This window comes from Xanthomonas sp. MUS 060 (assembly GCF_000963215.1).
Lineage (GTDB): Bacteria > Pseudomonadota > Gammaproteobacteria > Xanthomonadales > Xanthomonadaceae > Xanthomonas_A.
On the sequence record NZ_JZIM01000001.1, the window covers coordinates 44,971 to 68,261 of the forward strand.

Below are 23,291 nucleotides of genomic sequence, written 5' to 3' on the forward strand. Positions count from 1 at the left end.
GCGGCGCTCAATCGCGTGCGTAGACGCTGCGGCGGCCTTCGGGCTGGCGTTTGAAGCGACGATGGATCCACAGATACTGTGCCGGCGCCGCGCGCACCATCGCTTCGATCGCGGCACTGACTCGCGCTGTGTCGGCGACGATGTCGGTGGACGGGAAGTTGTCCAGCGGCGGCGCGATGCGTAGCACGTAATCGGCGCCCTCGCGATGGTGGAAAAACGGCACGACTGCGCAGCCGGTGAGTCGCGCCAGCTGATGGGTCGCGGTGATGGTGGCCGCAGGCATGCCGAAGAACGGGACGAAGACGGTGTCCTTGCCGCGCATGTCCTGGTCCGGCGCATACCACAGGATGCCGCCGCGCTTGAGGTGGCGCATGCTGCCGCGTAGGTCCTCGTTGACGAACATGGCGCTGGCGTAGCGCAGGCGGCCGCGCTTGACCGCCCACTCGAACACCGGATTACGGTGGCGCCGGTACATGCCGGCCAGCGGTACGTGCTGGCACAGCAGGCGGCCACAGATCTCCAGGGTCATGAAGTGGCCGGAAACCAGCAGGACACCGCGGCCCTGCGCTTGCAGCCGTTGTAGGTGTTCCAGGCCCTCGATGCGCGCGTGGGAGCGCATCGGAGTGATGCTGCCCCACCAGGCGCGGGCGAACTCGAACACCCCCACGCCCAATGCGTGGAAGCTCTCTCTCAGCAGGTGCGCGCGCCAAGCCTGGCTCTGTTCCGGATAGCACAGTGCAATATTCGTTGCGGCGGCGTGGCGGCGGGTGCCAGCCAGACGCAGCGCCAGCCAGCCGATGCCGCGACCCAGCACGCGCTGCAAGCGCCAGGGCAGACGCGCGGCGAGCAGCGCCAGGCCCAGTAGCAACCAGGTCGACCAGTGGCGCGGCGTGCGTGGCGGCGGCGTGAGATGGGTGGTGGAAGAGGACGGAGCAGAGGCGACATCGGACATGGCATCAGTGTAGCCGGGCCTGCCCGCCGGTGCCGGGGACGTCTGCCGCCAGCCGCGCATAACCGGCTATGCTGTTTAGATGCGTAACAATTTCATCGAGTGGCTGCTGCGTGGCCTGTATTCGGCCGTGCTCTATCTGCTGCTGCCGGTCACGGTCTATCACTTGATCTGGCGCGGCTTTCGTGTCCGTGAGTACTTCCAGCGTTGGGACGAGCGTTATGCAGCGTATTCGCATAGCCGTGGTCGTCCGCGGGTGTGGTTGCACGCGGTGTCGGTGGGCGAGGTCAACGTCGCCGCGCCGGTGGTCAATGCGTTGCGGGCGCAGCGTCCGGATATCCGCTGGGTCATCACCACCATCACCCCGACCGGGTCCGAGCGGGTGCGCGCGCTATGGGGCGACGCATTGGAGCATGTCTATCTGCCGTATGACGTGCCGGGCAGTGTCGGTCGATTCCTGCGTCACTTCCGCCCGAGTCTGGCGCTGATCCTGGAGACCGAGTTGTGGCCGAACATGCTGTTCGGCTGCCGCGATCGCGGGATTCCGGTGTACGTGCTCAACGCGCGGTTATCGGCGCGTTCCTTGCGCGGCTACCGGATGCTGCGGCCGCTGATCGGGCGCGCGCTGCGCACCGTGACCTGCGTGGCGGCGCAGTCGCAGGAAGATGCCGGGCGCTTCGTCGAACTGGGTGCGGTTGCCGAGCAGGTCCAAGCGTTGGGGAACCTGAAGTTCGATATTGCCGCTCCGGCGCACCTGCCGGCGTTTGTCGCGGCGTTTCGCGAACGGGTGCCGGCGGTACGTCCTCTGTGGATCGCCGCCAGCACCCATGATGGCGAAGAGGCGGCAGTGATCGAAATGCACCGGCAGTTGCGCAGGCAGTGGCCGGCGTTGCTGTTGCTGTGGGCCCCTCGTCATCCTGAGCGCTTCGCCAAGGTCGAGGCGCTGGCGCGCGATCAGGGTTGGCGCGTGTCCACGCGCCGTCAGCAGCAGTGGCCGGGTGCCGAGGACGATGTGTTCGTGATCGATACGCTGGGCGAGTTGATGGCGTTCTATGCCTGCGCGCAGATCGCCTTCGTTGGTGGCAGTCTGCAGCCGGTTGGCGGGCACAACCTGTTGGAACCGGCAGCGGTCGGCACGCCGTCGGTGAGCGGCCCGCACCTGCACAATTTCGCCGAGATTTCGCGGCGTATGCGTGAAGCTGGGGCGCTGGCCATTTGCGAGGATGCGGCGGCGGTGTGCGCTGCGTTGCAGCGGTTACTTGCCGATGCCGGTGCACGCTCGCGCATGGCCGATGCCGGGTACGCGCTGGTCGCTAATGGTCGTGGCGCGCTGCAGCGTACCTTGCAGTTGATTGCACCGCATCTGCCGCCAGTGGCCACAGTGGAGCCGGAAGCAGACCCGTCTGCGGTAGGCGGCTGAGGTCAGCCGCCCTGTAGCGAAGGCAGGGCGTGTTCGCCCAAACGAATGGTCCCCGTAGGGCTGTTGCTGCTGCGGTGTCTGTGGCCAGCCGCGCTTACTGGAGATTGTTGCTGGAGTCGAGTTTGGATTCGGCTTTTTGTGTCAGCAATGCGTTGATCGATTGCACGTCGGTCACGTTCAGCGTTCCCAGCGCTTGGTTCAGCAGGAGCCGGTTTTGCAGGAAGTTGTAGCGCGCCTGCGCATAGTTCAGTTGTGCCTGATACAGGGTGCCCTGGTTCTGCACTACGTTCAGCACAGTACGGGTGCCCACTTCCAGGCCGACTTGCGATGCGTCGAAGGCGGCCTGCGCCGAGACCACCGCCAGGCGCCGTGCCTCGATTTCGCTGATTCCGGCGACGACGGTCTGATAAGCCTTGCGGATGTTGCGGTCGAGCTGACGCTTCTGCAGCTCGTAGTCGTCTTGCGCGATATCACGCTGCGCCAGGGCCTGGCGCACCAACGATTGAGTGGCACCACCGGCGAAGATCGGGATGTTCAGGGTGAGCCCGATGACGTTGCTGTCATTGCGCGGTGTGTTGTTGCCGGGATTTCCCCAGATCGCGCTGTGGCCGGCGCTGGCCGATAGGTTGAGCGTCGGCAGGTGCCCGGCGCGTGCGGTCGAGACGCTGTCCTCGGCCGCCTCCGCCTGGTACTTGTAGGCGCGTAGCGATGGATTCTTGTCCAGGGCCGAGGCGATCATGCTGTCGATATCGCCGTTGCTCGGCGGCAATTGCGGACGAAAGTCCTCCGGCAGCCCGCGCAGGTCATGCACCGGCTTTCCGGTGATCTGGGTCAGCGCCTGGTACAGGTCCTGTAGCGCGTTGCGCGAGCTGATCGTGTCGGCGCGGGCCTGGTCGTACTGGGCACGGGCTTCGTGCACGTCGGTGATCGGTGCCAGGCCCACTTCCAGGCGCTTTTGGGCGTAGTCGAATTGTTTTTTCGCGGCGGCTTCGTTGGTCTGCGCGGCGACCAGCGACTCGATCGCGACCAGCACGTTGAAGTAGGCCGCCGAGGTACGCACGATCAGGTCGTCCTTGGCCGATTCCAACGTGTAGTCGGCGGCCAGGCTGCGCGCCTTTTGTGCACGCAGGTTGGAAAACTGCGCGAAATTGACCAGGGTTTGTTGACCTTGGAGGGTGTAGTTGCGGCTCTTGCTGGTGCTTGATGTTGGGCCTTGCGCGGTTTCGAGCGCCTCGGTCGGGAAGGAGGGGTTGAGGCGGTGGATCAGATCGATGAGTTGATTGTTGCCGCTGCTGTCGCGTTCGGTATTGCTATGGGAACGCTGCAATGAGGCCTCGCCGTTGATCTGCGGCAGCAGTGCCGCGCGCGCCTGCACCGCGCCTTCCTTGTCGTACAGACGGGTCGATTCCGCCGAGGCCAGGGTCGGGTCGCTGTTGCGGGCCATTTCGTAGACTTGCATGAGGTCCGCAGCGTTGGCGGCTAACGGGGACAGCGCGACGGCCAGTGCAAGGGCGAGGGATCGGCGGATCATTGCGGCTTCCTTGATGGATCAGAATGTGAACTGAGGAACTGGCGCGGTGCCACGCAGGTAATACGCCAAGTCGGTTTCGAATAGCGACTCCGTGCGTGGCGTGCCGGCGTTGGCGTGAATGCGTACCGCTTCCATGACCGGGGCGCGGCCGCGGATGGCGAACAGGCGGCCGCCTGGGCGCAGCCAGGAGAGGAACTGTGCCGGAATCTCGGTAACCGCAGCGGTCACGCAGATGACATCGAAGCGACGCTCGCCCGGGGTCCATGTCAATGCGTCGGCGGTCTCGATGCGGATATTGCTTCCCAGTCCGGCGGCGTCGAGGTTGGCACGTGCGGCCGTGGCCAGGGCGGCTTCGATCTCCAGGCTCACCACCTCGCGGCCCAGCTCGCCCAGGCAGGCGCTGACGAAACCGCTGCCCGTGCCGATTTCCAACACGTCCTCGCCAGGTTGCAGGTCCAAGGCCTGCAGCATGCGCCCCTCGATGACCGGCTTCATCATGTACTGGCCGTGGCCCAGCGGAATCTCCAGGTCGGCATAAGCGACCGCCCGGTGGCTCTGCGGCACGAAAGTCTCGCGCGGCAGCCGCGACAGCACGTCGAGCACGCGTAGGTCGAGCACGTCCCACGGGCGGATCTGCTGTTCAACCATTTTTTCGCGGGCTTGGGAGTAGTCGATCGTCATTTCGGGCATCCAACGCAGAAGGGCGCGCATTTTAGCTGGCGTAGAGATTGGGCGTATGCAGCAGCATCGCCTTCGGGACAGCGTGAGGCGCAGTGCCGGAAGTCATCGGTACCTGACCACACACGCCGCGTGGACTCAGCGCGCCGCATAGGCGCGCAGGAAGAAGTCGACACTGGCATGCACATGTGTGCGGATATGCGTCTGGCTGGGGTTGCGGCACAGGCCGCACATCATCAGCGAGTGCAGTTCGCCCTTGACCAGAGAGAAAAACTGCGAGGCGGCTAGCGACATGTCGGCGATCTCGAGTTCGCCGGTCGCCACATATGCCTGGAGTAATTGTCCTAGATCCTGTCGGGTGCGCTTTGGGCCGGCATTCCAGAACATCTCGCGGACGTGTTCGTCGCCGGTGTTCGGGCTCAGCATCATGCGATAGGTGGCCATCGCCTCTTCGTTGCTGATCATCGCGAAGTAGGCTAGGCCGATTTCCACCAGTTGCGCGCGCAGCGGGCCTTTCAGCGGATGACAGAACAGGGCTTCGGGCAGTAGCGCTTGGCATTGCGCGCGCACCGCCTCGGCGAACAGGGTCTCCTTGTCGCCGTAGTGACTGTAGACGGTGAGCTTGGAGACGCCGGCACGAGCGGCGATACCGTCCATGCTGACCCGGCCGAAACCCAGTTCGGTGAACATGTACTTGGCCGCTTCCAGGATCGCTGCACGCTTGCCCATGTCCTTGGGGCGTCCTGGTCCGGCAGAACGTGAAGAGGGCTTGGGTGATGGGGCGGTTGACGATTGGTGGGCCATAGTGAAAATACTATACCAGTCGGTTCGATATATATACTACACCGTTGGGTTTATTATTTTGATGCTGGCGCATGGATGGCGACGGTTCATCTGCTCCTTTCAATGCGTCGGAATTGTTAGGCCTGAGTGATGGCTCGCCTGTGGCGCATCCCGATTCCCGTGCTGAATAGATGTCGTACGGCCTGCTGCGCAGGTCGGGAATATCCTGACATTGACGTCCAGTGCTCGGTGATAGATTAATCCGCTTGCAATATGGGGTGCCGGGCGCCGTTGCTGGTGCGATTCGGGATGTGATGAAACAGGGGCAGTGGATTCATCAGAATCGCGAGCGCGTCCGTGCGTGCGCGATGCACCGTTGTCTGGCACTGGGTTCGCGCCTTTTGCTGCTGCTGTGCAGCCTATGCGCAACCGCAACCGCAACCGCAACCGCAACCGCAACCGCAACCGCAACCGCACAGCCGGTGCCGTCGCTGACCGAACGCGAGGTACTCAATCGTCCGGTGATCGCCCGCTGGACCATGGAGGAAGGGCTGCCGCACAACCTGGTGCATGGTCTGGTGCAGGATCGTGATGGCATGATCTGGGTTGCTACCTGGGAGGGCGTGGCACGTTTCGATGGCCGCATCTTTACCTCGTTCGACCGGCAAAATACGCCAGGCATGGATCTGTCCAACGTGTTCTCGGTCGTGGCCGAGCCCGATGGCGGCGTGCTGGTCGGGACCGCTTATAACGGCGTGTTCCGCTATGTCGCGGGGCGGTGGCGACATCTGGGCGACGCGCGCGCGCAACAGTTGCGGGCGAAAGTCATATTGCGCGATGCCGGCGGCGCAGTGTGGGTCGGTAACGAGGATGGCCTGTTCCGGATCGAGCGCGATGGCCGTTTGGTCGATGTCGGCAATCTTGCTGGCATGGGTAATGCCCATGTTGTGTGTTTGTTGCAAGACGGTGATGGGTTGTTGGTGGGGACCTCGCAGGGGCTGTTCCGACTGGCCTCGGCGACTGCCCCGGCATCCCGCTGGGGAAGCACGGCGATGCGGACAGCGTCGATCCGTAACTTGGCGCGCGATCGCAAGGGGGGGCTGCTGGTCGCTACCGATATCGGCCTGCTCTGGCGCAGCGATGACGGTCAGGTGCAATGGCTGCAACGTGGAGAGCGTGTTGTGTCCGCGTTGCAGGACCAAGAAAACCAGCTCTGGATCACCATGTCCAACGGGCAACTGCTGCGGCGTTTGCCTGAAGGGGAGAGTGAGCAGATTCTGTCGATCTCCGGTGTTTTCAGCACAACCTTGATCGAGGATCGCGAAGGCCTGATTTGGGCAGGCAGCAGCGATGGTCTATATCGCGTTGCCAAGGGCGATGCTGGTGGTCTCACCCGGCGTGATGGATTAGGGAACAATTATGTGCGCGTAGTTCGGCAAAGCGCCGATGGCGCCATCTGGATCGGCCACGCGACCGGACTCGATCTTTGGCAGCACGGCCGCATCCGCGCGTTACGCATTGGTAATCAACCCGGTCGGGATCCGGCGGCGTTGGCGCTGGAACCGACCAAGGATGGCGGCATGTGGGTAGGGACCGACAGCCAAGGCGTGTTGTTGTTGTCGGCCGATGGCGCGATCAGGCAACGGCTTGGTGTCGAGGCCGGAGTTCCCAAGACCATGGTGCGCGCCGTGTCGCTCGATGCCGACGGTGGCCTGTGGATCGGTAGCAATGATGGCTTGCTTTATCGCAAGGGGGCTTATAGACGCGCCTATGGTACCGCCGATGGATTGCCTGGATCGCATGTGCAAACGCTGTACCGTGATCGCGCCGGAGTCCTGTGGGTCGGGACCAACCAGGGCATCGCGACAATATCGTCCGATGGTGCGCTGAAGGGCACCCCGAGCGGGAGTGGATTTCAGGCGCAGAACGTATTCGATTTCCTCGAAGATCCCGATGGCACCCTCTGGATTGCCACCGATCATGGCCTATTGCGACGAAGCGGCGGGCGGTTCCGTCTCTACGATCATCGCATTGGTCTGCCGCGCGATAAGTTATTCCGGCTTATCGATGACAAGCACGGCAATATATGGGCGACGAGTAACTTAGGTGTGTTCCGTATTCCGCGTGCCGATCTGACGCAATTGGATGCCGGCAAACGCACGAAGTTAGTGATAGACGTACTCGACCGCAGCGATGGCATGCCGGGCAGCCAGGTCAACGGTAGCAGTGCGCCGGCGGGCTGGCGCAGCCACGACGGCACGCTGTTGATCCCGACTTCCGAGGGCCTGGGATTGATCGATCCGACGTTGCCAGGACTACGCAGCGTGCGCCCGCCACCGTTGGTGATCGAGAGCCTACAGGTCAACGGCAAACCACTCGCGTTGCATCGTGATTACACCTTGCATGGGGGTGTCGCGCGGTTGGCGATTCGCTACGCCGGGCTGAGTTTCCGATCCCCAGACAAGATCCGTTATCGCTATCGCCTGTATGGGTCTGATCGCCAATGGATCGATGCCGGTAGCAGCGAAGAAGCGATTTATACCAACCTGCCGCCGGGAGATTATCGCCTGTGGAGGTGCAGGCGATCATCAGCCCATTGGATTGGTCGCGCAGCGAGCGGATTGGCAGCGTCTCGTTCCGTCTGCAACTGCTGCCGCCGTTCTGGCAGCGTTGGCCGTTCGTACTGTTCGCATCAATGAGTGTCAGCGGTTTGTTGCTGTGGTGGTATCGCGGCCGTACTTATCGTCATCGGCGCCGTCAACGTCGCCTCAATGCGATTATTGCTGATCGTACTCACGAGTTGCGGGCGAATAATATGGCGCTGACGGCGGCCAATCGCGAGCGTGACGAACTGGTGCGCAAGCTTGCCTATCAAGCTGGTCACGATGCGTTGACCGGCTTGCCGAATCGGCATACCGCCGAACCTTACCTCACCGCCGCCTTGGAAAAGGCCATGGCTACGTCCACAGCACTGTGTGTGGCGTTGCTTGACATCGATTACTTCAAGAAGATCAACGACGCATACGGCCACGAGGTCGGCGACGAGGTGTTGCGCCGGGTGGGCGACTTGCTGCGCGTTGCCCTGGGCGATAATGCCTTTGCGGCCCGTCATGGAGGCGAGGAATTTCTGTTGGTGTTGCCTGGTCTGGATCGCGAGCAGGCATTGGTGTGTTTGGATGCCTTGCGCGCTCGTTTCGCTACCCTCACCTTGCAAGACGGTGATGGGTGCGTCGTGCAGTTTACCGCCAGTATCGGTTTTGCCTGTCTTTCGCCGACGTTGTGTGCACGCCGCGACCTGTTGCTACAGGCCGACAAGCATCTGTACCAGGCCAAGCACGAAGGCCGCGATCGGGTGGTCGGCTAGAACTCTGCGCGTTAACTCTGCGCGTGCGCGTTGGTCGCGATTCGTTGCAAACGTCGTGGCGCCCGCGTGCGGGCACCACGGTTGCCAGCGCGCTCAGCGTACTGTCGCGCTCGCGACGCCGAGCTGCTCTAGGACCGCGCGTGCTGCGGCTTCGGTGGAAACGCCGTGGCCGGGCGCGGCCAGATCGGCAGTGAACACCTTTGCGTCCAGTGCGGCACCCACCGCCTGCTCGATGGCTTCCGCCTCGGCATTCAGGCCGAGCGAGTGGCGCAACAGCATCGCCGTGCTGAGGATCGTCGCGTAGGGGTTGGCGATGCCCTTGCCGGCGATGTCCGGGGCCGAACCGTGGATCGGTTCGTACAGGCCGATGCGACCGTCGCCCAGCGAGGCCGACGGCAGCAGGCCCAGCGAACCGGCCAGCATCGAGGCTTCGTCGGTGAGGATGTCGCCGAACATGTTCTCGGTGACGATCACGTCGTACTCGCGTGGCTTGGCCAGCAGGTGCATGGCCATCGAATCGACCAGTTGGTGTTCCAGGCGCACCTCGGGGAATTCGTCGCGGCCGATACGCGCGGCCACGTCGCGCCACAGTCGCGAGGTTTCCAGCACATTGGCCTTGTCCACCGAGGTGACGTGATTGCGGCGTTGTTGCGCAAGACGGAAAGCGCTGCGCAGCACGCGTTCGATTTCTTCGACGCTGTAGCGGCACAGGTCGCTGGCTTCGGTCGCGTTGCGGGTCTTGTCGCCGAAGTAGATGCCGCCGGTCAGTTCGCGCACCACCACGATGTCCACGCCGTTCAGCAGATGCGCTTTGATCGGGGAGGCGTCCAGTGCCGCCGGATGCGGCTTGACCGGACGCAGGTTGGCGAACAGGCCCAGGCCACGGCGGATCGCCAGCAAGCCTTGTTCGGGGCGCACCTTGGCGTTGGGGTCGGACCATTTCGGCCCACCGACTGCACCCAGCAGCACGGCGTCGGCCTGTTGGCACGCCTGCAACGTTGCCGCCGGCAATGGCTCGCCGTGGCGGTCGATGGCGATCCCGCCGATATCGTGCTCGTGGAATTGGAAGGTGTGCTGGTAGCGGTGAGCGATGGCGTGCAGCACCGAGACCGCCGCAGCGGTGACCTCGGGGCCGATGCCGTCGCCAGGCAGGACGACGATGTCAGCGTGCATGGGTGGCCTCGTAACGTTCGATATCGGGTTGGCGCAACAGCAGGTAGCCCATTTCGTCCACGCCTTCGAGCAGGCAGGTCTGCGAGAAGTTATCGAGCGGGAACGCATAGACGCGCCCGTCGGGCGTGCGTAGCTCGCGTGCGGCCACGTCCACGGTCAGTTCGTCGTCCGGACGCTGCATCAGCGTCTGCACGTCGTCCTCGGCCAGCACGATTGGCAGCAGGCCGTTCTTGAGGCTGTTGTTGCGGAAGATGTCGGCGATTTCGCTGCTGACGATGGCGCGCAGGCCAAGGTCGGTGAGCGCCCATGGAGCGTGCTCGCGCGAGGAGCCGCAGCCGAAGTTGCGCCCCGCCAGCAGGATCTGGCGGCCAGCGTTGTGCGGCTGGTTGAAGGCGAATTCCGGGTTCGGCGTGCCATCGGCCTGCAAGCGCCAATCGTTGAAGGCGTGGCGGCCAAGACCGGCGCGTTCGGTGGTGGACAGGAAGCGCGCCGGAATGATCTGGTCGGTGTCGATGTTGGTTTGGCGCAGTACCACGCTGCGCGAGGTGAGGGTGGCGAAGCCGGCCATCACGGTGTCTCCTGGGATACGGCGGAAATGGTTCCCGCCATGATGTGTTGCGGTGCCGGCATCAGCGCCGGAGTGGATACGTGCGCAGGTAACAGTGGCTTGCCGCGATGGGCAAAGGCGCGTGTGCTTGCCGCGACGAAGGTCAAGGTGGCCGCGAAGGTTGCGATGTGCAGGGTCATCGAGCGCCGTCCTTCGCATCGGCGAACAGCGTGCGCGGATCGCTGACCTTGCCGTTCACCGCCGCCCAGGCCGCTGTCAGTGGCGAGGCCAGCAGGGTGCGCGATCCGGGGCCCTGGCGGCCCTCGAAATTGCGGTTGCTGGTACTCACCGCCAACTGTCCCGGCGCGACCAGATCGCCGTTCATCGCGATACACATCGAGCAGCCGGATTCGCGCCATTCCGCACCCGCGGCGCGCACCACGTCGTGGATGCCCTCGGCCTCGGCCTGGTGCTTGACGATTTCCGAACCCGGCACCACCAGCATGCGCACGTGCTGGGCCACCTTGCGGCCGCGCAGCACCTGCGCCACCTGACGCATGTCGCTGAGCCGGCCGTTGGTGCAGGAACCGACGAACACCACGTCCACCGGCGTGCCGATCAACGGGTGTCCTGCTTCCAGTTGCATGTAGTCCAGGCCCTTCTGCGCCGCGGCATCCTGTGCGGCCGGGATCGGCACGTCCACCGCGATCGCGGTACCCGGGTGGGTGCCCCAGGTCAGGGTTGGGCGGATGTCGCGTGCGTCGATGCGCACTTCCACGTCGAAGCGTGCGCCAGCATCGCTGCGCAGTTGCGACCAACGTTGCACGGCGGCATCGAAGTCGGCGCCCTTGGGGCCGCGCGGCGTGTTGGCCACCCAGTCGAAGGTGGTCTGATCCGGCGCCACCATGCCGGCGCGCGCACCGGCTTCGATCGACATGTTGCACAGGGTCATGCGCTGTTCCATGTCCATCGCTTCGATGGTGGAGCCGCGGTACTCGATCACGTGGCCGGTGCCGCCGTTGACCCCGATCACGCCGATGATGTGCAGGATCACGTCCTTGGCGCCAACGCCCGGCGCGAGTGGGCCGTCGACGTTGATCGCCATGGTCTTGGCCTTGCGCTGCAGCAGGCATTGGGTCGCCAGGACGTGACCGACCTCGCTGGTGCCGATGCCGAACGCCAGCGCACCGAATGCGCCGTGGGTGGAGGTGTGGCTGTCGCCGCAGACGATGGTCATGCCGGGTTGGGTGAACCCCTGTTCCGGCGCGATCACATGGACAATGCCGCGGTTCGCCGAGCCCATGTCGAACAGTTCGATGCCATAGTCGGCGCAGTTGCGCGCGAGCATGTCCACCTGTGCTTCGGAAGCTTTGCTGGCGTATGGCAAGCTGCCGTCGGCCGCACGCGGAAGGGTGGGCGTGGAGTGATCCATCGTCGCCTTGGTGCGTTCGGGGCGGCGTGGCTTCAGGCCGCGCGTCTTGAGTTCGGTGAACGCCTGCGGCGAGGTCACTTCGTGGATCAGGTGCAGATCGATGTACAGCACGGCGGGGGCCGTGTCGCTTTCCGGGACGACGACGTGCGCGTCCCACAGTTTGTCGTACAGGGTGCGGGGGGTCGAAGACATTGCGAAACTACCTGGCAGAGACGCTTGGTGGGGGGAGGGGAAGGGGAGCGTACAAGAGGTCGATGACGGCGCGCTGGAGGTTCAGGCCATTGCGCCGGTGAAGTCGGTCCGCACACCCTGGCGCTGACGCAGGATGCGGTTGGCGACATCCAGCCAAGCCAGTGCGCTGGCTTCGATGATGTCGCGGCTGGTGCCAGTGCCTTCGTATTCCAGGTTGCCGTGACGCACGCTCAGGTTGGCTTCGCCGCGTGCATCGGCACCGATGCCGACGCTGTGGACCTGATAACTGTTCAGCGTCAACTGCACGCCGGTGGCGGCAGACAGTGCGGAGAACAGTGCATCGACCGGGCCATCGCCCTCGGCTTGTTCGCTGACGCGTTGGCCGTTCGGATCGGATAGTTCGACCTGGGCGCTGGCGCGCTGGCCGCGGTCGCTGATGGTCATCGACCACAGCCGATAGCCTTGGCTCTCTGGCGCTTCCTGCATCATCGCTTGCAGGTCGGTGTCGTTGACCACACGCTGCTGTTCGCACAGCCTCTTGAACGCGTCGAAGGCGATACCCAGTTCGGCTTCTTCCAGCACGTAGCCCAGCGCGCGAAGACGTTGCTCGACCGCGGCGCGGCCGCTGTGACGCCCCAGTACCATCTGCGAGCATTCCCAACCCACGTCTTCCGGACGCATGATTTCGTAGGTGTTGCGGTGGCGCAGCATGCCGTGCTGATGGATGCCCGATTCGTGCGCGAAGGCATTGCTGCCGACGATCGCCTTGTTGCGTTGCACGGGCATCCCGACCAGACGCTGCAGCAATTGTGAGGTGGAGACGATGCGCGGGGTGTTGATGCCGGTGTCCAGTTCGTAGAACGCGTTGCGTACCTTCAGCGCCATCGCGATTTCTTCAAGCGCGCAGTTGCCGGCGCGCTCGCCGATACCGTTGATGGCGCATTCCACCTGACGCGCACCGCCTTCCACCGCGGCCAGTGAGTTGGCCACGGCCAATCCCAGGTCGTTATGGCAGTGGGTACTGAATACCACGCGGTCGGCGCCGGGGACGTGGGCGATGATCCGCTCGAACATCCCGCGGATCTCTTCGGGTGTGGTGAAGCCGACCGTATCCGGCAGATTGATGGTGCTGGCGCCGGCGGCGATCGCCACGCTGGCGACCTCGGCCAGGAAGTCTTCCTCGGTGCGGGTGGCATCCTCGGCCGAGAACTCCACGTCGTCCACGTAGTTGCGCGCCAGCGCCACGTGCTTGCGCACCGATTCCAGCACTTGCTCGCGGTTCATCCGCAGCTTGTGTTCGCGGTGCAGTGGGCTGGTCGAGAGGAAGACGTGCAGGCGGGGATGGGCCGCCGCTTCCAGTGCGCGTGCCGATGTCTCGATGTCCGCAGTCAGGCAGCGCGACAGCACCGCCAGTGTCGAGCCGCGCACCTCGCGGCCGATCAGCGCCATCGCTTCGCGGTCGGACTGCGAACTGGCCGGGAAGCCTGTCTCGATGATGTCGACCCCTAATTCGGCCAGGGCGCGTGCCATCACCACCTTTTGTTGCGGGGTCATGCTGCAGCCCGGGGATTGCTCGCCGTCGCGCAGGGTGGTGTCGAAGATGCGGATGCGGGGGGGCTGAGGAGAGGCTGAAGTGTTCACCAGATGGGTTCCTCTACGGAGGCGGTGGCTAGCGGATGGTGGGGCGGTGGCGAGGCGAGTTGGGCGGGTGCGCGTGGGGCGGGACGTTGATTGCGAAGTCGTTCGATATTGCGTAGGCGCGGCTTGCGCGGCGGGCGCGGACGCACCTCCGACAGCAGCGTCGCCAGCACGCCGGCGTCGATGTTGCCACCGGACACCACGGCGCACTTGCGCTTGCCGCTGACGCGGCGTCCGGCCGCCAGCGCCAGCGCGCCAGCGCCCTCGGCGATGACGTGCTCTTCCAGCGCCAGGCGGACCAGTGTTTCGCGCAGTTCCGCCTCGCGCACGATCACCACGTCGTCGAGCTGGCTGGCGCACAGCCGACGGGTGATCAGCCCAGGGATTTTAACCCTGACCCCGTCGGCCAGGGTGGGGACAGGCTCCAGCGCGCGGATGTCGCCACGGATCGCGCGCGCCATCGCATCCACGCCTTCGACCTGGGCACCGACCACGCGCACGCCTTGCGAGCGCAGCGCCAGGGCCACGCCGGAGGCCAGGCCGCCGCCGCCGATCGGCACGATCACCACGTCCGGGGCATGTGCGGCCAGTTCGATCCCGACGGTCCCCTGGCCGGCGATCACGTCTGGATCGTCGAACGCGGACAGAAATCGGTAGCCATTTTGCTCGGCCAGTTCGCGGGCAAAGCCGTAAGCCTCGTCATAGCTGTTGCCGTGCTGGCGCACGGCGGCACCCCAGTGCGCGACGCCGGCGATTTTGGTCTGCGGCGCACCGTGCGGCATCACGGTGATCGCTTGCACTCCCAGGCGGTGCGCGGCCCAGGCCACGCCCTGCGCATGGTTGCCGGCCGAGGCGCAGATCACCGCGCGCTCGTCGCCGCGCTCCAGCCCGGCCAATAGCGCATTGAGTGCGCCGCGTACCTTGTAGGAGCCGGTGCGTTGCAGGTTTTCCAGCTTCAGCCACACCCCGAAGCGCTCGGCATAATGCACCGGCGTTGGCGTCAGGTAGCGGCGCAACCGCGCCTGTGCGGCCAGCACGTCCGCCACGCTGACCGCGACATGGTCGGTGTCCGACTCCTGCGCGGCGGGGCGACTGGTATCAGACATGGCGGCGGGATGTGCGCTGCAGGGCGCAGGATGTGATGGACGAGAGGCAAGCGCGAAGAAGAGACCTCCATGTCGAAAAGCGCTTGTGCGCCGCCGCGCGCTGTTGCCGTACCGTGGAGATGGAGGCAGCCGCTTGCACGTTGCCAGGGCCGTCGCCGCGTCCCACGTCCCGGTGCGTGGATCCCGATACGTTCATGTCGCCGCATCCAGCGCGGTCACGCGTACCGATTCGCAGTCGTAGACCTTTTCCATCTGCATCCGCAGCGTCTCGCCGGGACGATTGCCGTCCACCACCAGTTGCAGGTGCCAGCGGCCTGCGTCCTCCGCCACAGGTGCGCCGTTGATCGATACCGGGGCAAAGCCACGCCGTTCGGCCATGCCGATGGCGCGCAGAAGCGCGCCGTCGATGGGCTTGAGCACCAGGTCAAGCCGGTATCGCATGCGGTGCCTCCTGGCGCTGGTTCGCGGGATTGCTGTCCAGCATGGTGCTGTTGGCGGAATTTGGCGGCACCAGTGGCCATACGTTGGCGCGTGCGTCGATGACCACGTGCAGCAGCGCCGGGCCTGGGTGCGCCAGAAGCTCGGCCAGTCCGTCCTCGACCTGGTTGCGCGCGGTGATACGTTTGGCCGGAATGCCGAAGACCTGCGTCAGCGCGGCGAAGTCCGGGTTATCGGACAAATCGATTTCGCTGTAGCGCTCGGCGAAGAACAACTCCTGCCACTGCCGTACCATGCCCAGCGAGCTGTTGTCCAGCAGTACCATCTTCACCGGCAGTTTGCAGCGTGCGATGGTGACCAGCTCCTGCACGTTCATCATGAAGCTGCCGTCGCCGCTGACCAGCACCACGGTCCGGTCCGGACAGGCGAATTGCGCGCCCATCGCCGCCGGCAGGCCGAAGCCCATGGTGCCCAACGCACCGCTGGTCAGGTGATTGCGCGGATGATTGAAGCGGCAGTGCTGGGCCACCCACATCTGGTGTTGACCGACGTCGCAGGCGATGACCGTGTCGGCCGGGGCGAGTTCGCTCAGCCGTTTCAGCAGGCCTGGCGCGTAGATGTCATTGCCAGGTGCGTCGTAGCGCACGCCGAATTTCTCGCGATTGCCGATGCAGCGCGCGTGCCAGGCTTCGCAGGTGCTGGTCGCCGCACTCAGCGCGCGTAGCGCCTGGGCCACATCGCCGGGGATGGCGATGTCGGCCTGACGCAGTTTGGAAATCTCGCAGGCATCGGCATCCAGATGGATGATCCGCGCGAATGGCGCAAATTCGGCCAGTTTGCCGGTGGCGCGGTCGTCGAAGCGGGCGCCGACCACGATCAGCAGATCCGACTGCTGCACCGCCATGTTGGCGGCGCGGGTGCCATGCATGCCGAGCATGCCCAGGTAGTGCGGATGTGCATGTGGCAACGCACCCAGTCCGCGCAGCGTCAACACGGTGGGAATGCGGGTGACGTCCACGAACTGGCGGAATGCGTCCACCGCATCGGCCAGGGCAATGCCACCGCCACCGTAGATCACTGGCTTTTCGGCGCCGGCGATCGCGGCCAGCGCGTCGGCCAGGACGTTGTCGCGCGGCGCCGGGAGCGTTGGCACCTCGGCAGGCACGTGGTCCGGCAGGTGCGATGCGTCGGCCAGTTGCACGTCCTTGGGTAGATCGACCAGCACCGGTCCCGGGCGCCCCTCACGGGCGATACGGAACGCATCGCGCAGCACCTGTGGGAGGTCGTCCACGCGTCGCACCAGGAAGCTGTGCTTGACGATCGGCAGGGTCAGCCCGAACACGTCCAGTTCCTGGAACGCGTCGGTGCCCAGCAGTGGCGTGGCGACTTGTCCAGTCAGGCAAATCATCGGGACCGAGTCGAGCATTGCATCGGCGATGCCGGTAACCAGATTGGATGCGCCTGGACCAGAGGTGGCGACGCACACCCCGACCCGACCACTGGCGCGGGCATAGCCGTTGGCGGCGAGCGCGGCGCCTTGTTCGTGGCGGACCAGGATGTGCTTGAGCTGGCTGTCTACCAATGCGTCGTAGAACGGCATGATGGTGCCGCCCGGATAGCCGAACAGCGTGTCCACGCCTTCGGCTTCCAGGGCCTGCGTCAGCCAGCGCGCGCCGTTGCGGGGGGGCGTGCCTTTAGCGGAGGAGTTCATACGTGGCGACCTTTCGGTGGAAGCGGGTGGGGGAGCCGCGGTTTATGCGGCCTTGGTATTGCCAGCGGCCGGTTTGGCCGCGGCCTCGCCGTTGAGCCAGACCATCTTGGCGCGCAACTGCTTGCCGACCGCTTCGATGGGATGGTTCAGATCGGCCTGCTTGAACTTGGTGTAGTTCGGCAAGCCCGCGTTGTACTCGGCCACCCAGTTCTTGGTGAAGGTGCCGTTCTGGATGTCCGTCAGCACGTCGCGCATGCGCGCCTTGGTTGCCGCGTCGATGACCCGCGGGCCGCTGACATAGTCGCCGTACTGCGCGGTCTCGGAGACGAATTCGAGCATGCGGGTGATCCCGCCTTCGTAGAACAGGTCGACGATCAGCTTCAATTCGTGCAGCACTTCGTAGTAGGCGATTTCCGGCTGATAGCCGGCTTCCACCAGCACTTCGAAGCCAGCCTGTACCAGCGCCGATGCGCCGCCGCACAGCACCGCCTGCTCGCCGAACAGGTCGGTTTCGGTCTCTTCCTTGAAGGTGGTCTTGATCAGGTTGGCGCGTGCGCCGCCCAGGCCAGCGGCGTACTCCAGCGCGAGTTGCTCGGCCTTGCCGCTCTTGTCCTGATACACCGCCCAGATGCACGGTACGCCACGGCCGATTTCGTACTCGCGGCGCACCAGCGCGCCCGGACCCTTGGGCGCGACCAACACCACATCCAGGTCCGCGCGCGGTTTGATCATGTCGAAATGCACGTTCAGGCCGTGCGCGAACAGCAGGCAGGCGCCCTGCTTCATGTTCGGTGCCAGCACTTCTTCGTACAGCTTCTTCTGCACCATGTCCGGGGTCAGTACCGCGACCAGGTCGGCATCCTTGACCGCTTCGTCAGGGCGCTTCACCACGAAACCATCGGCCTGTGCCTTGACTTCGGTCGGGCCGCCGGCACGCAGGCCGATGGTGACGTCGAAGCCGGACTCGCGCAGGTTCAGCGCGTGCGCGCGTCCCTGGCTGCCGTAACCGACGATGGCGATCTTGGTGGTGGGCTGGGCGGAACTGCTCATGATGCGGATATCCTCGAAGGGGGTGGAGTGGAAAGGATCTTTGCGTTTGTGGTCACTGAAATGAAAAACCCCGCGCCGTTGCCAGTGCGGGGTTTGATCGAATCCTGGCTGCTTGATCGCTTAAATGCCAGTTCGTCCCGCAGATGTGGGCGAGCTAATAAGCACGAGTACAAGGAGCGAGGCCGCAACGTCCGCGCGAGGCGCGGCGGGCTGATGAGGCGGCTTCGGGCTGGTGTGGTATCGCAACATTTAGCGAGATAACCATGTGCTTTACGCGCCTGTCAACCAGGCTAGGCGTATCTGCGAGTGAATCTGCCGAAAACCGCGCCAATGCTGCATGGTTGCGCATGAAACGGAGTGCGCACGCGATGCGGAGCGCGTCGATTGCGCGGAAACAGTCGGTCCGCGCGATCGCGACGGGCAGGCGATGTGCCGCGCTTGTGGCTGTACCTGATTGTCACCGCGGCTATGACGTCAATCCCGATTGCAGCGGCCGCCGCTGCGGCGTCGGTGTGAAAGTCGCTAAAATCGGCGGTAGCGCCGAGGGAGACGACGATGGCCTTGTTCTCACGCAGTCCGGATGCCGGTGCCTTGCCGCCTGCCGGTTTGCCAGATGCTCCGATCGCCCTGCTACGGCTGGACCCGGACGGATGCGTCAGCGCCGCCAATCGTGCTGCGCTGGATCTGCTGGGGATCCCGGCCGATACGTTGCTCGGTGCGTCCAGCGAGGTGGTCTGGGGGCTGCCGCTTGCGGCGTTGGTCGGCTCTGAAGGCAGTTGGTTGGCGCCCGGCAACGATCCGTCGCGGCGTGTGCGCTACCAGTGCGATCGCGATCGCGATGGACAGGGCTGGTTGTTGTCGTTGCCGCATCCGGAGACCGCCGCGTTGCTGCGCGATGTCGCCTTGCTCGGCGCTGGGAAGGCCCAAGGCGCGATCAGCCCGGCGTTGCAGGCGGTCGCGCAGCACGTTCAGGAGGGGGACGCAGCGCAGGCGCTGCTGGAACGTGTCGGCGAGCACCTGACCGGCTGCGACCTGGATCTTGGGCTATCCACGCCGTTGTCCGAGCCCGAGGCTCAGGACATCCTGGCCCGGCGTTTGTCTGCCGGCTTTGGAAACCTGGCGGAGGCGATTCGCCAGGCGGTGGCATTGTCGCTGCAGATCGCGGCCGATGTGCCGCACGTGGTCGCCGAGAACGACGAACTGGCGCGGCAGTCGCAGACACAGTTGGATGCGCTGCAGACGGTGGTGTCCACGACGCGCCGGCTGTTGCAGGGCCTGCGCGAGATGGACCAGGAGCTGCGCACGGTGATCGCGGTGGCGGCCAGTGCGGACGATAGCGCGCGGCAGGGCGTGGAGGCGGCGCGTACCTTGGCTCAGGCGATGCAAGAGGTGGCGCGGCGCTCTGCACGCGCCAACGAAGTCATCCAAGTGATCGATTCGGTCGCATTCCAGACCAATATCTTGTCGATCAACGCCAGCATCGAGGCGGTGCATGCCGGTCCGGCCGGACGCGGTTTTGCCGTGGTCGCAACCGAGATCCGGCAGCTCGCCGAGCGTGCCGCCAATGCCGCGCGCGATGTGCGCGTCATCATCGGCGAGACCGGCACCGCCTTGCAGGACAGTGCGGTTTCGGCGCAACGCACCGAGCAAGTGCTTGGTGGTATCGGCGAGTTGCTCGGCCGCGCCAGCGCAGCGATGGAGGCGGTGGCAAGCCGCGTCGCTGCGCAAAGCGGAGAGATCGGCGGCATCGATCGTGCGGTCGAACACCTGGTCGGACTCAGTCGCAGCAACCTGGAGCATGCTGCAAGCGTGGTGCAGCGCAGTGAGGCGCTGGCGACCAGTAGCGCCACGTTGTACGACTGCGTGAATCTATTTCGCCTGCCGGAGGATCCGATGCGGCAGCCGCGCCATGCGCGCGTGCGCGATCTGGCCACAGCGACCGCCGCGCACATCGGTCAGGCGTTCGAGGCTGCGCTCGCGCGTGGCCGTATCGCCGAAGAGGCGCTGTTTTCCACCGATTACACCCCGATCAAGGGGGTGGATCCTGCAAAGTACAACACTGCTTTCGATGCGTTATGCGACGAGTTGCTGCCGCCGTTGCAGGAGCCGCTGTTGGCCGCGCATCCTTGGATCGTGTTCGCGATCTGTGCCAACGTGGATGGCTACGTGCCAACGCACAACCTGCGTTTCAGCCAACCGCTCAGTGGCGACCGCGCCCGCGATCTGGTCGGTAACCGGACCAAGCGCATCTTCACCGACCGCGTTGGCCGCACTGTCGGTCGTCATACCGAGCCGTATCTGTTGCAGGTGTATCGGCGCGATACCGGGCAGATCCTGTTCGACTTGTCGGTGCCGGTTTATGCGCGTGGACGCCATTGGGGCGGGCTGCGCGTGGCCTACGCGCTGGAGTGAGCCTGTGTGCCGGGTGGCGGCGAAAAAAATGCCGCCAGTGGTGCTGGCGGCAAATGAGAGAGACTTCCTAATGCTCGTGTGGCCAGGTTAGATCGGCCAGGTGGTCGGAGTTTGTCGCACCGATTACACCCCGATCAAGGGGGTGGATCCTGCAAAGTACAACACTGCTTTCGATGCGTTATGCGACGAGTTGCTGCCGCCGTTGCAGGAGCCGCTGTTGGCCGCGCATCCTTGGATCGTGTTCGCGATCTGTGCCAACGTGGATGGCTACGTGCCAACGCACAACCTGCGTTTCAGCCAACCGCTCAGTGGCGACCGCGCCCGCGATCTGGTCGGTAACCGGACCAAGCGCATCTTCACCGACCGCGTTGGCCGCACTGTCGGTCGTCATACCGAGCCGTATCTGTTGCAGGTGTATCGGCGCGATACCGGGCAGATCCTGTTCGACTTGTCGGTGCCGGTTTATGCGCGTGGACGCCATTGGGGCGGGCTGCGCGTGGCCTACGCGCTGGAGTGAGCCTGTGTGCCGGGTGGCGGCGAAAAAAATGCCGCCAGTGGTGCTGGCGGCAAATGAGAGAGACTTCCTAATGCTCGTGTGGCCAGGTTAGATCGGCCAGGTGGTCGGAGTTTGTCGCCGACCCACCGTATGTGGCAGTGCTGACACAAAAGGTTGCCTGTGTGCAGGCTCTCGAAATGAGGCCGGTTGGCGCTCGCGCCGGAAACGGGTCTAATAGCGTCAGAAGTGGGGGTACCGTTGGCCCAGGCTGCGGTTGAGACAGTCCCTTCGAACCTGATCCGGTTGAGACCGGCGTAGGGAAGCTTCGCAAGTCCGCTGTCGGCCTCATCCCGTTGCCAATGGACCCGCGCCGCCGCTTCGTCCCAGATGCGAGTTCGCTCGCGCCCGTTCCGCGCCCGTCGCGGGTCACCCGAACCAGGACGAATGCCGATGAACGCCATGCCCAATCCGCTGCAGCAGCAGACCGATACCCTGTCCGCCGCAGTCACCCGCCCCATCCCCGGTTCGCACAAGATTTTCGTACAGGGTTCGCGTGCGGACCTGCAGGTGCCGATGCGCGAGATCGTACTGACCCGCACCCCCACCGTGTTCGGCGGCGAGGAGAACGCACCGGTGACCGTCTACGACACCTCCGGCCCCTACACCGACCCGCAGGCGCGAATCGACCTCGGCGCGGGTCTGGCGCCGCTGCGCGCGGGCTGGATCGCCGAGCGCGGCGATACCGTTGGCTTGGCCGGGCTCAGTTCCCACTTCGGTCGCGAGCGCGAGGGTGACGCCCGCCTGCAGGCCGTGCGCTTCCCCGCGCGGCATCTGCCACGGCGTGCGCTGGGCGGTGCCAACGTCACCCAGATGCACTACGCGCGGCGCGGCATCGTCACTCCCGAGATGGAGTTCGTCGCGATCCGCGAGAACCAGCGGCTGGAATCGGTGCGCGATGCGCAACTGCGTGTGCAACATCCCGGCGAGGCATTCGGTGCGGGTATCCCTGCGGTCATCACCCCCGAGTTCGTGCGTGACGAAATCGCCCGCGGTCGCGCCATTCTGCCGTGCAATATCAACCATCCGGAAAGCGAGCCGATGATTATCGGTCGCAACTTCCTGACCAAGATCAATGCCAACATCGGCAACAGCGCGGTCAGCTCCGGCATCGCCGAGGAAGTGGAAAAATTGGTCTGGGCGATTCGCTGGGGCGGGGACACGGTGATGGACCTGTCCACGGGTAAGCACATCCACGAGACCCGCGAGTGGATCGTGCGCAATTCGCCGGTGCCGATCGGCACGGTGCCAATCTATCAGGCGCTGGAGAAAGTCGATGGCCGCGCCGAGGAGCTGACCTGGGAGATCTTCCGCGATACGTTGATCGAACAGGCCGAACAGGGTGTCGATTATTTCACCATTCATGCGGGTGTGTTGTTGCGCTACGTGCCGCTGACCGCCAAGCGCGTCACTGGCATCGTTTCGCGTGGCGGTTCGATCATGGCCAAATGGTGTCTGGCGCATCATCGCGAGAATTTCCTCTATACCCACTTCGAGGAAATCTGCGACATCATGAAAGCCTACGACGTGGCATTCTCGCTCGGCGACGGTCTGCGTCCGGGATGTATCGCCGACGCCAACGACGCGGCGCAGTTCGGCGAACTAGAGACGTTGGGCGAACTGACAAAAATCGCCTGGAAGCACGACGTGCAGACCATGATCGAAGGCCCCGGCCATGTGCCGATGCAGCTGATCAAGCAGAACATGGACAAGCAGTTGCGCGAATGCGGCGAAGCGCCGTTCTACACGCTGGGTCCGTTGACTACCGATATCGCGCCCGGTTACGACCACATCACCTCCGCGATCGGCGCGGCGATGATCGGTTGGTTCGGCACGGCGATGCTGTGCTATGTGACGCCGAAGGAACACCTCGGCTTGCCTAATCGTCAGGACGTGCGCGATGGCATCATGGCCTACAAGATCGCCGCGCATGCCGCCGATCTCGCCAAGGGGCACCCTGGCGCGCAGGTGCGCGATAACGCCTTGTCCAAGGCGCGCTTCGAGTTCCGCTGGGACGATCAGTTCCACCTTGGGCTGGATCCGGAGAAGGCGCGTGAATTCCACGATGAGACATTGCCCAAGGATGCGCACAAGCTGGCGCATTTTTGTTCGATGTGCGGGCCACATTTCTGCTCCATGAAGATCACCCAGGATGTGCGCGATTACGCCGCCGAACATGGTGTCGATGCGCAGGCGGCGCTGCAGGCGGGTATGGAGGAAAAGTCAGCGCAGTTCCGTGCCGCCGGGGCACAGGTATATCAGGCCGAGTAGTGCGTGACCGACGCGCGGCGGGCAGTGAGGTCTGGTCGGCGTG

Annotated in this window: 18 protein-coding genes, 1 pseudogene and 1 riboswitch; of the genes and pseudogenes, 6 read left to right on the forward strand and 13 right to left on the reverse strand. The window is 64.6% G+C overall.

Annotation, left to right across the window (positions count from 1 at the left end; translation table 11 throughout):
- Nucleotides 1–7: 7 nt before the first annotated feature.
- Complete coding sequence (locus XANALMUS060_RS00160; RefSeq protein WP_045736648.1) at nt 8–952, reverse strand: LpxL/LpxP family Kdo(2)-lipid IV(A) lauroyl/palmitoleoyl acyltransferase; 945 nt, start codon at nt 950–952, stop codon at nt 8–10.
- A 79-nt stretch (nt 953–1,031) separates the two neighbouring features.
- On the opposite strand from XANALMUS060_RS00160, the gene waaA reads away from it, so the two are divergent.
- Entirely contained in the window at nt 1,032–2,369 is a 1,338-nt protein-coding gene (gene waaA, locus XANALMUS060_RS00165; protein WP_045736649.1) for a lipid IV(A) 3-deoxy-D-manno-octulosonic acid transferase, read from the forward strand.
- Nucleotides 2,370–2,463: 94 nt separating this feature from the next.
- Here the strand turns inward: waaA and XANALMUS060_RS00170 are convergent, their stop codons facing one another.
- The 3 genes from XANALMUS060_RS00170 to XANALMUS060_RS00180 all read right to left on the reverse strand — a co-directional run bounded on the left by XANALMUS060_RS00170 (nt 2,464) and on the right by XANALMUS060_RS00180 (nt 5,307).
- Nucleotides 2,464–3,900, reverse strand: coding sequence for a TolC family outer membrane protein (locus tag XANALMUS060_RS00170; RefSeq protein ID WP_045736650.1), 1,437 nt, complete (start codon nt 3,898–3,900; stop codon nt 2,464–2,466).
- Nucleotides 3,901–3,918: 18 nt separating this feature from the next.
- Complete coding sequence (locus XANALMUS060_RS00175; protein WP_045737039.1) at nt 3,919–4,581, reverse strand: protein-L-isoaspartate O-methyltransferase; 663 nt, start codon at nt 4,579–4,581, stop codon at nt 3,919–3,921.
- A gap of 135 nt (nt 4,582–4,716) precedes the next feature.
- Complete coding sequence (locus XANALMUS060_RS00180) at nt 4,717–5,307, reverse strand: TetR/AcrR family transcriptional regulator (RefSeq protein ID WP_052688054.1); 591 nt, start codon at nt 5,305–5,307, stop codon at nt 4,717–4,719.
- A 536-nt stretch (nt 5,308–5,843) separates the two neighbouring features.
- Here XANALMUS060_RS00180 and XANALMUS060_RS00185 point away from each other — a divergent pair.
- Together XANALMUS060_RS00185 and XANALMUS060_RS21690 are read left to right on the forward strand one after the other, a co-directional pair.
- Nucleotides 5,844–8,060 carry a two-component regulator propeller domain-containing protein gene (locus tag XANALMUS060_RS00185; RefSeq protein ID WP_235430282.1) on the forward strand — a complete coding sequence of 739 codons (2,217 nt, stop codon included), beginning with the start codon at nt 5,844–5,846 and terminating at the stop codon, nt 8,058–8,060.
- Nucleotides 8,057–8,725 carry a GGDEF domain-containing protein gene (locus tag XANALMUS060_RS21690; RefSeq protein ID WP_052688056.1) on the forward strand — a complete coding sequence of 223 codons (669 nt, stop codon included), beginning with the start codon at nt 8,057–8,059 and terminating at the stop codon, nt 8,723–8,725. The genes XANALMUS060_RS00185 and XANALMUS060_RS21690 overlap by 4 nt, the downstream gene beginning before the upstream one ends.
- A 93-nt stretch (nt 8,726–8,818) precedes the next feature.
- Here XANALMUS060_RS21690 and leuB read toward each other — a convergent pair whose 3' ends face one another.
- From leuB to ilvC, 9 genes are all read right to left on the reverse strand, one after another.
- Nucleotides 8,819–9,898: a 3-isopropylmalate dehydrogenase gene (gene leuB / locus XANALMUS060_RS00190; protein WP_045736652.1), complete on the reverse strand. Its 1,080-nt coding sequence runs from the start codon at nt 9,896–9,898 to the stop codon at nt 8,819–8,821.
- Nucleotides 9,888–10,466, reverse strand: a complete 579-nt coding sequence (gene leuD / locus XANALMUS060_RS00195; RefSeq protein ID WP_045728207.1) for a 3-isopropylmalate dehydratase small subunit — start codon at nt 10,464–10,466, stop codon at nt 9,888–9,890. The genes leuB and leuD overlap by 11 nt, the downstream gene beginning before the upstream one ends.
- A complete protein-coding gene (locus XANALMUS060_RS00200) occupies nt 10,466–10,645 on the reverse strand; it encodes a hypothetical protein (protein WP_045736653.1) in 180 nt (59 codons plus the stop codon). The genes leuD and XANALMUS060_RS00200 overlap by 1 nt, the downstream gene beginning before the upstream one ends.
- On the reverse strand, nt 10,642–12,069 hold the full coding sequence (gene leuC, locus XANALMUS060_RS00205; protein ID WP_045736654.1) for a 3-isopropylmalate dehydratase large subunit: 1,428 nt from the start codon (nt 12,067–12,069) through the stop codon (nt 10,642–10,644). Before leuC ends, XANALMUS060_RS00200 begins: the two co-directional genes overlap by 4 nt.
- 81 nt (nt 12,070–12,150) lie before the next feature.
- Nucleotides 12,151–13,710: a 2-isopropylmalate synthase gene (locus XANALMUS060_RS00210; RefSeq protein ID WP_045736655.1), complete on the reverse strand. Its 1,560-nt coding sequence runs from the start codon at nt 13,708–13,710 to the stop codon at nt 12,151–12,153.
- Nucleotides 13,707–14,813 (reverse strand): threonine dehydratase, encoded by a 1,107-nt coding sequence (locus tag XANALMUS060_RS00215; protein ID WP_045736656.1) that lies wholly within the window; start codon nt 14,811–14,813, stop codon nt 13,707–13,709. The genes XANALMUS060_RS00210 and XANALMUS060_RS00215 overlap by 4 nt, the downstream gene beginning before the upstream one ends.
- Before the next feature lie 192 nt (nt 14,814–15,005).
- A complete protein-coding gene (locus XANALMUS060_RS00220) occupies nt 15,006–15,254 on the reverse strand; it encodes an ACT domain-containing protein (RefSeq protein ID WP_045736657.1) in 249 nt (82 codons plus the stop codon).
- Nucleotides 15,238–16,962, reverse strand: coding sequence for an acetolactate synthase 2 catalytic subunit (gene ilvG / locus XANALMUS060_RS00225; protein ID WP_045736658.1), 1,725 nt, complete (start codon nt 16,960–16,962; stop codon nt 15,238–15,240). Before ilvG ends, XANALMUS060_RS00220 begins: the two co-directional genes overlap by 17 nt.
- A gap of 42 nt (nt 16,963–17,004) precedes the next feature.
- Nucleotides 17,005–18,012 carry a ketol-acid reductoisomerase gene (gene ilvC / locus XANALMUS060_RS00230; protein WP_045736659.1) on the reverse strand — a complete coding sequence of 336 codons (1,008 nt, stop codon included), beginning with the start codon at nt 18,010–18,012 and terminating at the stop codon, nt 17,005–17,007.
- Nucleotides 18,013–18,567: 555 nt separating this feature from the next.
- Between ilvC and XANALMUS060_RS00235 the strand changes: the two genes are divergently transcribed.
- The 3 genes and pseudogenes from XANALMUS060_RS00235 (at nt 18,568) to thiC (ending at nt 23,248) form a co-directional block, all read left to right on the forward strand.
- Nucleotides 18,568–20,424 (forward strand): methyl-accepting chemotaxis protein, encoded by a 1,857-nt coding sequence (locus tag XANALMUS060_RS00235; RefSeq protein ID WP_045736660.1) that lies wholly within the window; start codon nt 18,568–18,570, stop codon nt 20,422–20,424.
- Between the two features lie 115 nt (nt 20,425–20,539).
- Nucleotides 20,540–20,941, forward strand: a pseudogene (locus XANALMUS060_RS00240) (methyl-accepting chemotaxis protein); the annotation flags it as partial.
- Nucleotides 20,942–21,158: 217 nt separating this feature from the next.
- Nucleotides 21,159–21,259: riboswitch (TPP riboswitch) on the forward strand.
- Between the two features lie 111 nt (nt 21,260–21,370).
- Nucleotides 21,371–23,248, forward strand: a complete 1,878-nt coding sequence (gene thiC / locus XANALMUS060_RS00245; RefSeq protein WP_045736662.1) for a phosphomethylpyrimidine synthase ThiC — start codon at nt 21,371–21,373, stop codon at nt 23,246–23,248.
- Nucleotides 23,249–23,291 lie beyond the last annotated feature (43 nt).

What these genes read in the sequence shown, in the direction of transcription:
- XANALMUS060_RS00180 (WP_052688054.1), bottom strand. Translation starts at nt 5,307, where the DNA reads ATGGGCAAGCGTGCAGCGATCCTGGAAGCGGCCAAGTACATGTTCACC.
- ilvC (WP_045736659.1), bottom strand. Translation starts at nt 18,012, where the DNA reads ATGAGCAGTTCCGCCCAGCCCACCACCAAGATCGCCATCGTCGGTTAC.
- XANALMUS060_RS00220 (WP_045736657.1), bottom strand. Translation starts at nt 15,254, where the DNA reads ATGCGATACCGGCTTGACCTGGTGCTCAAGCCCATCGACGGCGCGCTT.
- XANALMUS060_RS00235 (WP_045736660.1), top strand. Translation starts at nt 18,568, where the DNA reads ATGGCCTTGTTCTCACGCAGTCCGGATGCCGGTGCCTTGCCGCCTGCC.
- XANALMUS060_RS21690 (WP_052688056.1), top strand. Translation starts at nt 8,057, where the DNA reads ATGAGTGTCAGCGGTTTGTTGCTGTGGTGGTATCGCGGCCGTACTTAT.
- XANALMUS060_RS00160 (WP_045736648.1), bottom strand. Translation starts at nt 952, where the DNA reads ATGTCCGATGTCGCCTCTGCTCCGTCCTCTTCCACCACCCATCTCACG.
- XANALMUS060_RS00215 (WP_045736656.1), bottom strand. Translation starts at nt 14,813, where the DNA reads ATGTCTGATACCAGTCGCCCCGCCGCGCAGGAGTCGGACACCGACCAT.
- XANALMUS060_RS00200 (WP_045736653.1), bottom strand. Translation starts at nt 10,645, where the DNA reads ATGACCCTGCACATCGCAACCTTCGCGGCCACCTTGACCTTCGTCGCG.
- waaA (WP_045736649.1), top strand. Translation starts at nt 1,032, where the DNA reads ATGCGTAACAATTTCATCGAGTGGCTGCTGCGTGGCCTGTATTCGGCC.
- leuD (WP_045728207.1), bottom strand. Translation starts at nt 10,466, where the DNA reads ATGGCCGGCTTCGCCACCCTCACCTCGCGCAGCGTGGTACTGCGCCAA.
- XANALMUS060_RS00175 (WP_045737039.1), bottom strand. Translation starts at nt 4,581, where the DNA reads ATGACGATCGACTACTCCCAAGCCCGCGAAAAAATGGTTGAACAGCAG.
- XANALMUS060_RS00170 (WP_045736650.1), bottom strand. Translation starts at nt 3,900, where the DNA reads ATGATCCGCCGATCCCTCGCCCTTGCACTGGCCGTCGCGCTGTCCCCG.
- ilvG (WP_045736658.1), bottom strand. Translation starts at nt 16,962, where the DNA reads ATGAACTCCTCCGCTAAAGGCACGCCCCCCCGCAACGGCGCGCGCTGG.
- leuC (WP_045736654.1), bottom strand. Translation starts at nt 12,069, where the DNA reads ATGTCTTCGACCCCCCGCACCCTGTACGACAAACTGTGGGACGCGCAC.
- leuB (WP_045736652.1), bottom strand. Translation starts at nt 9,898, where the DNA reads ATGCACGCTGACATCGTCGTCCTGCCTGGCGACGGCATCGGCCCCGAG.
- thiC (WP_045736662.1), top strand. Translation starts at nt 21,371, where the DNA reads ATGAACGCCATGCCCAATCCGCTGCAGCAGCAGACCGATACCCTGTCC.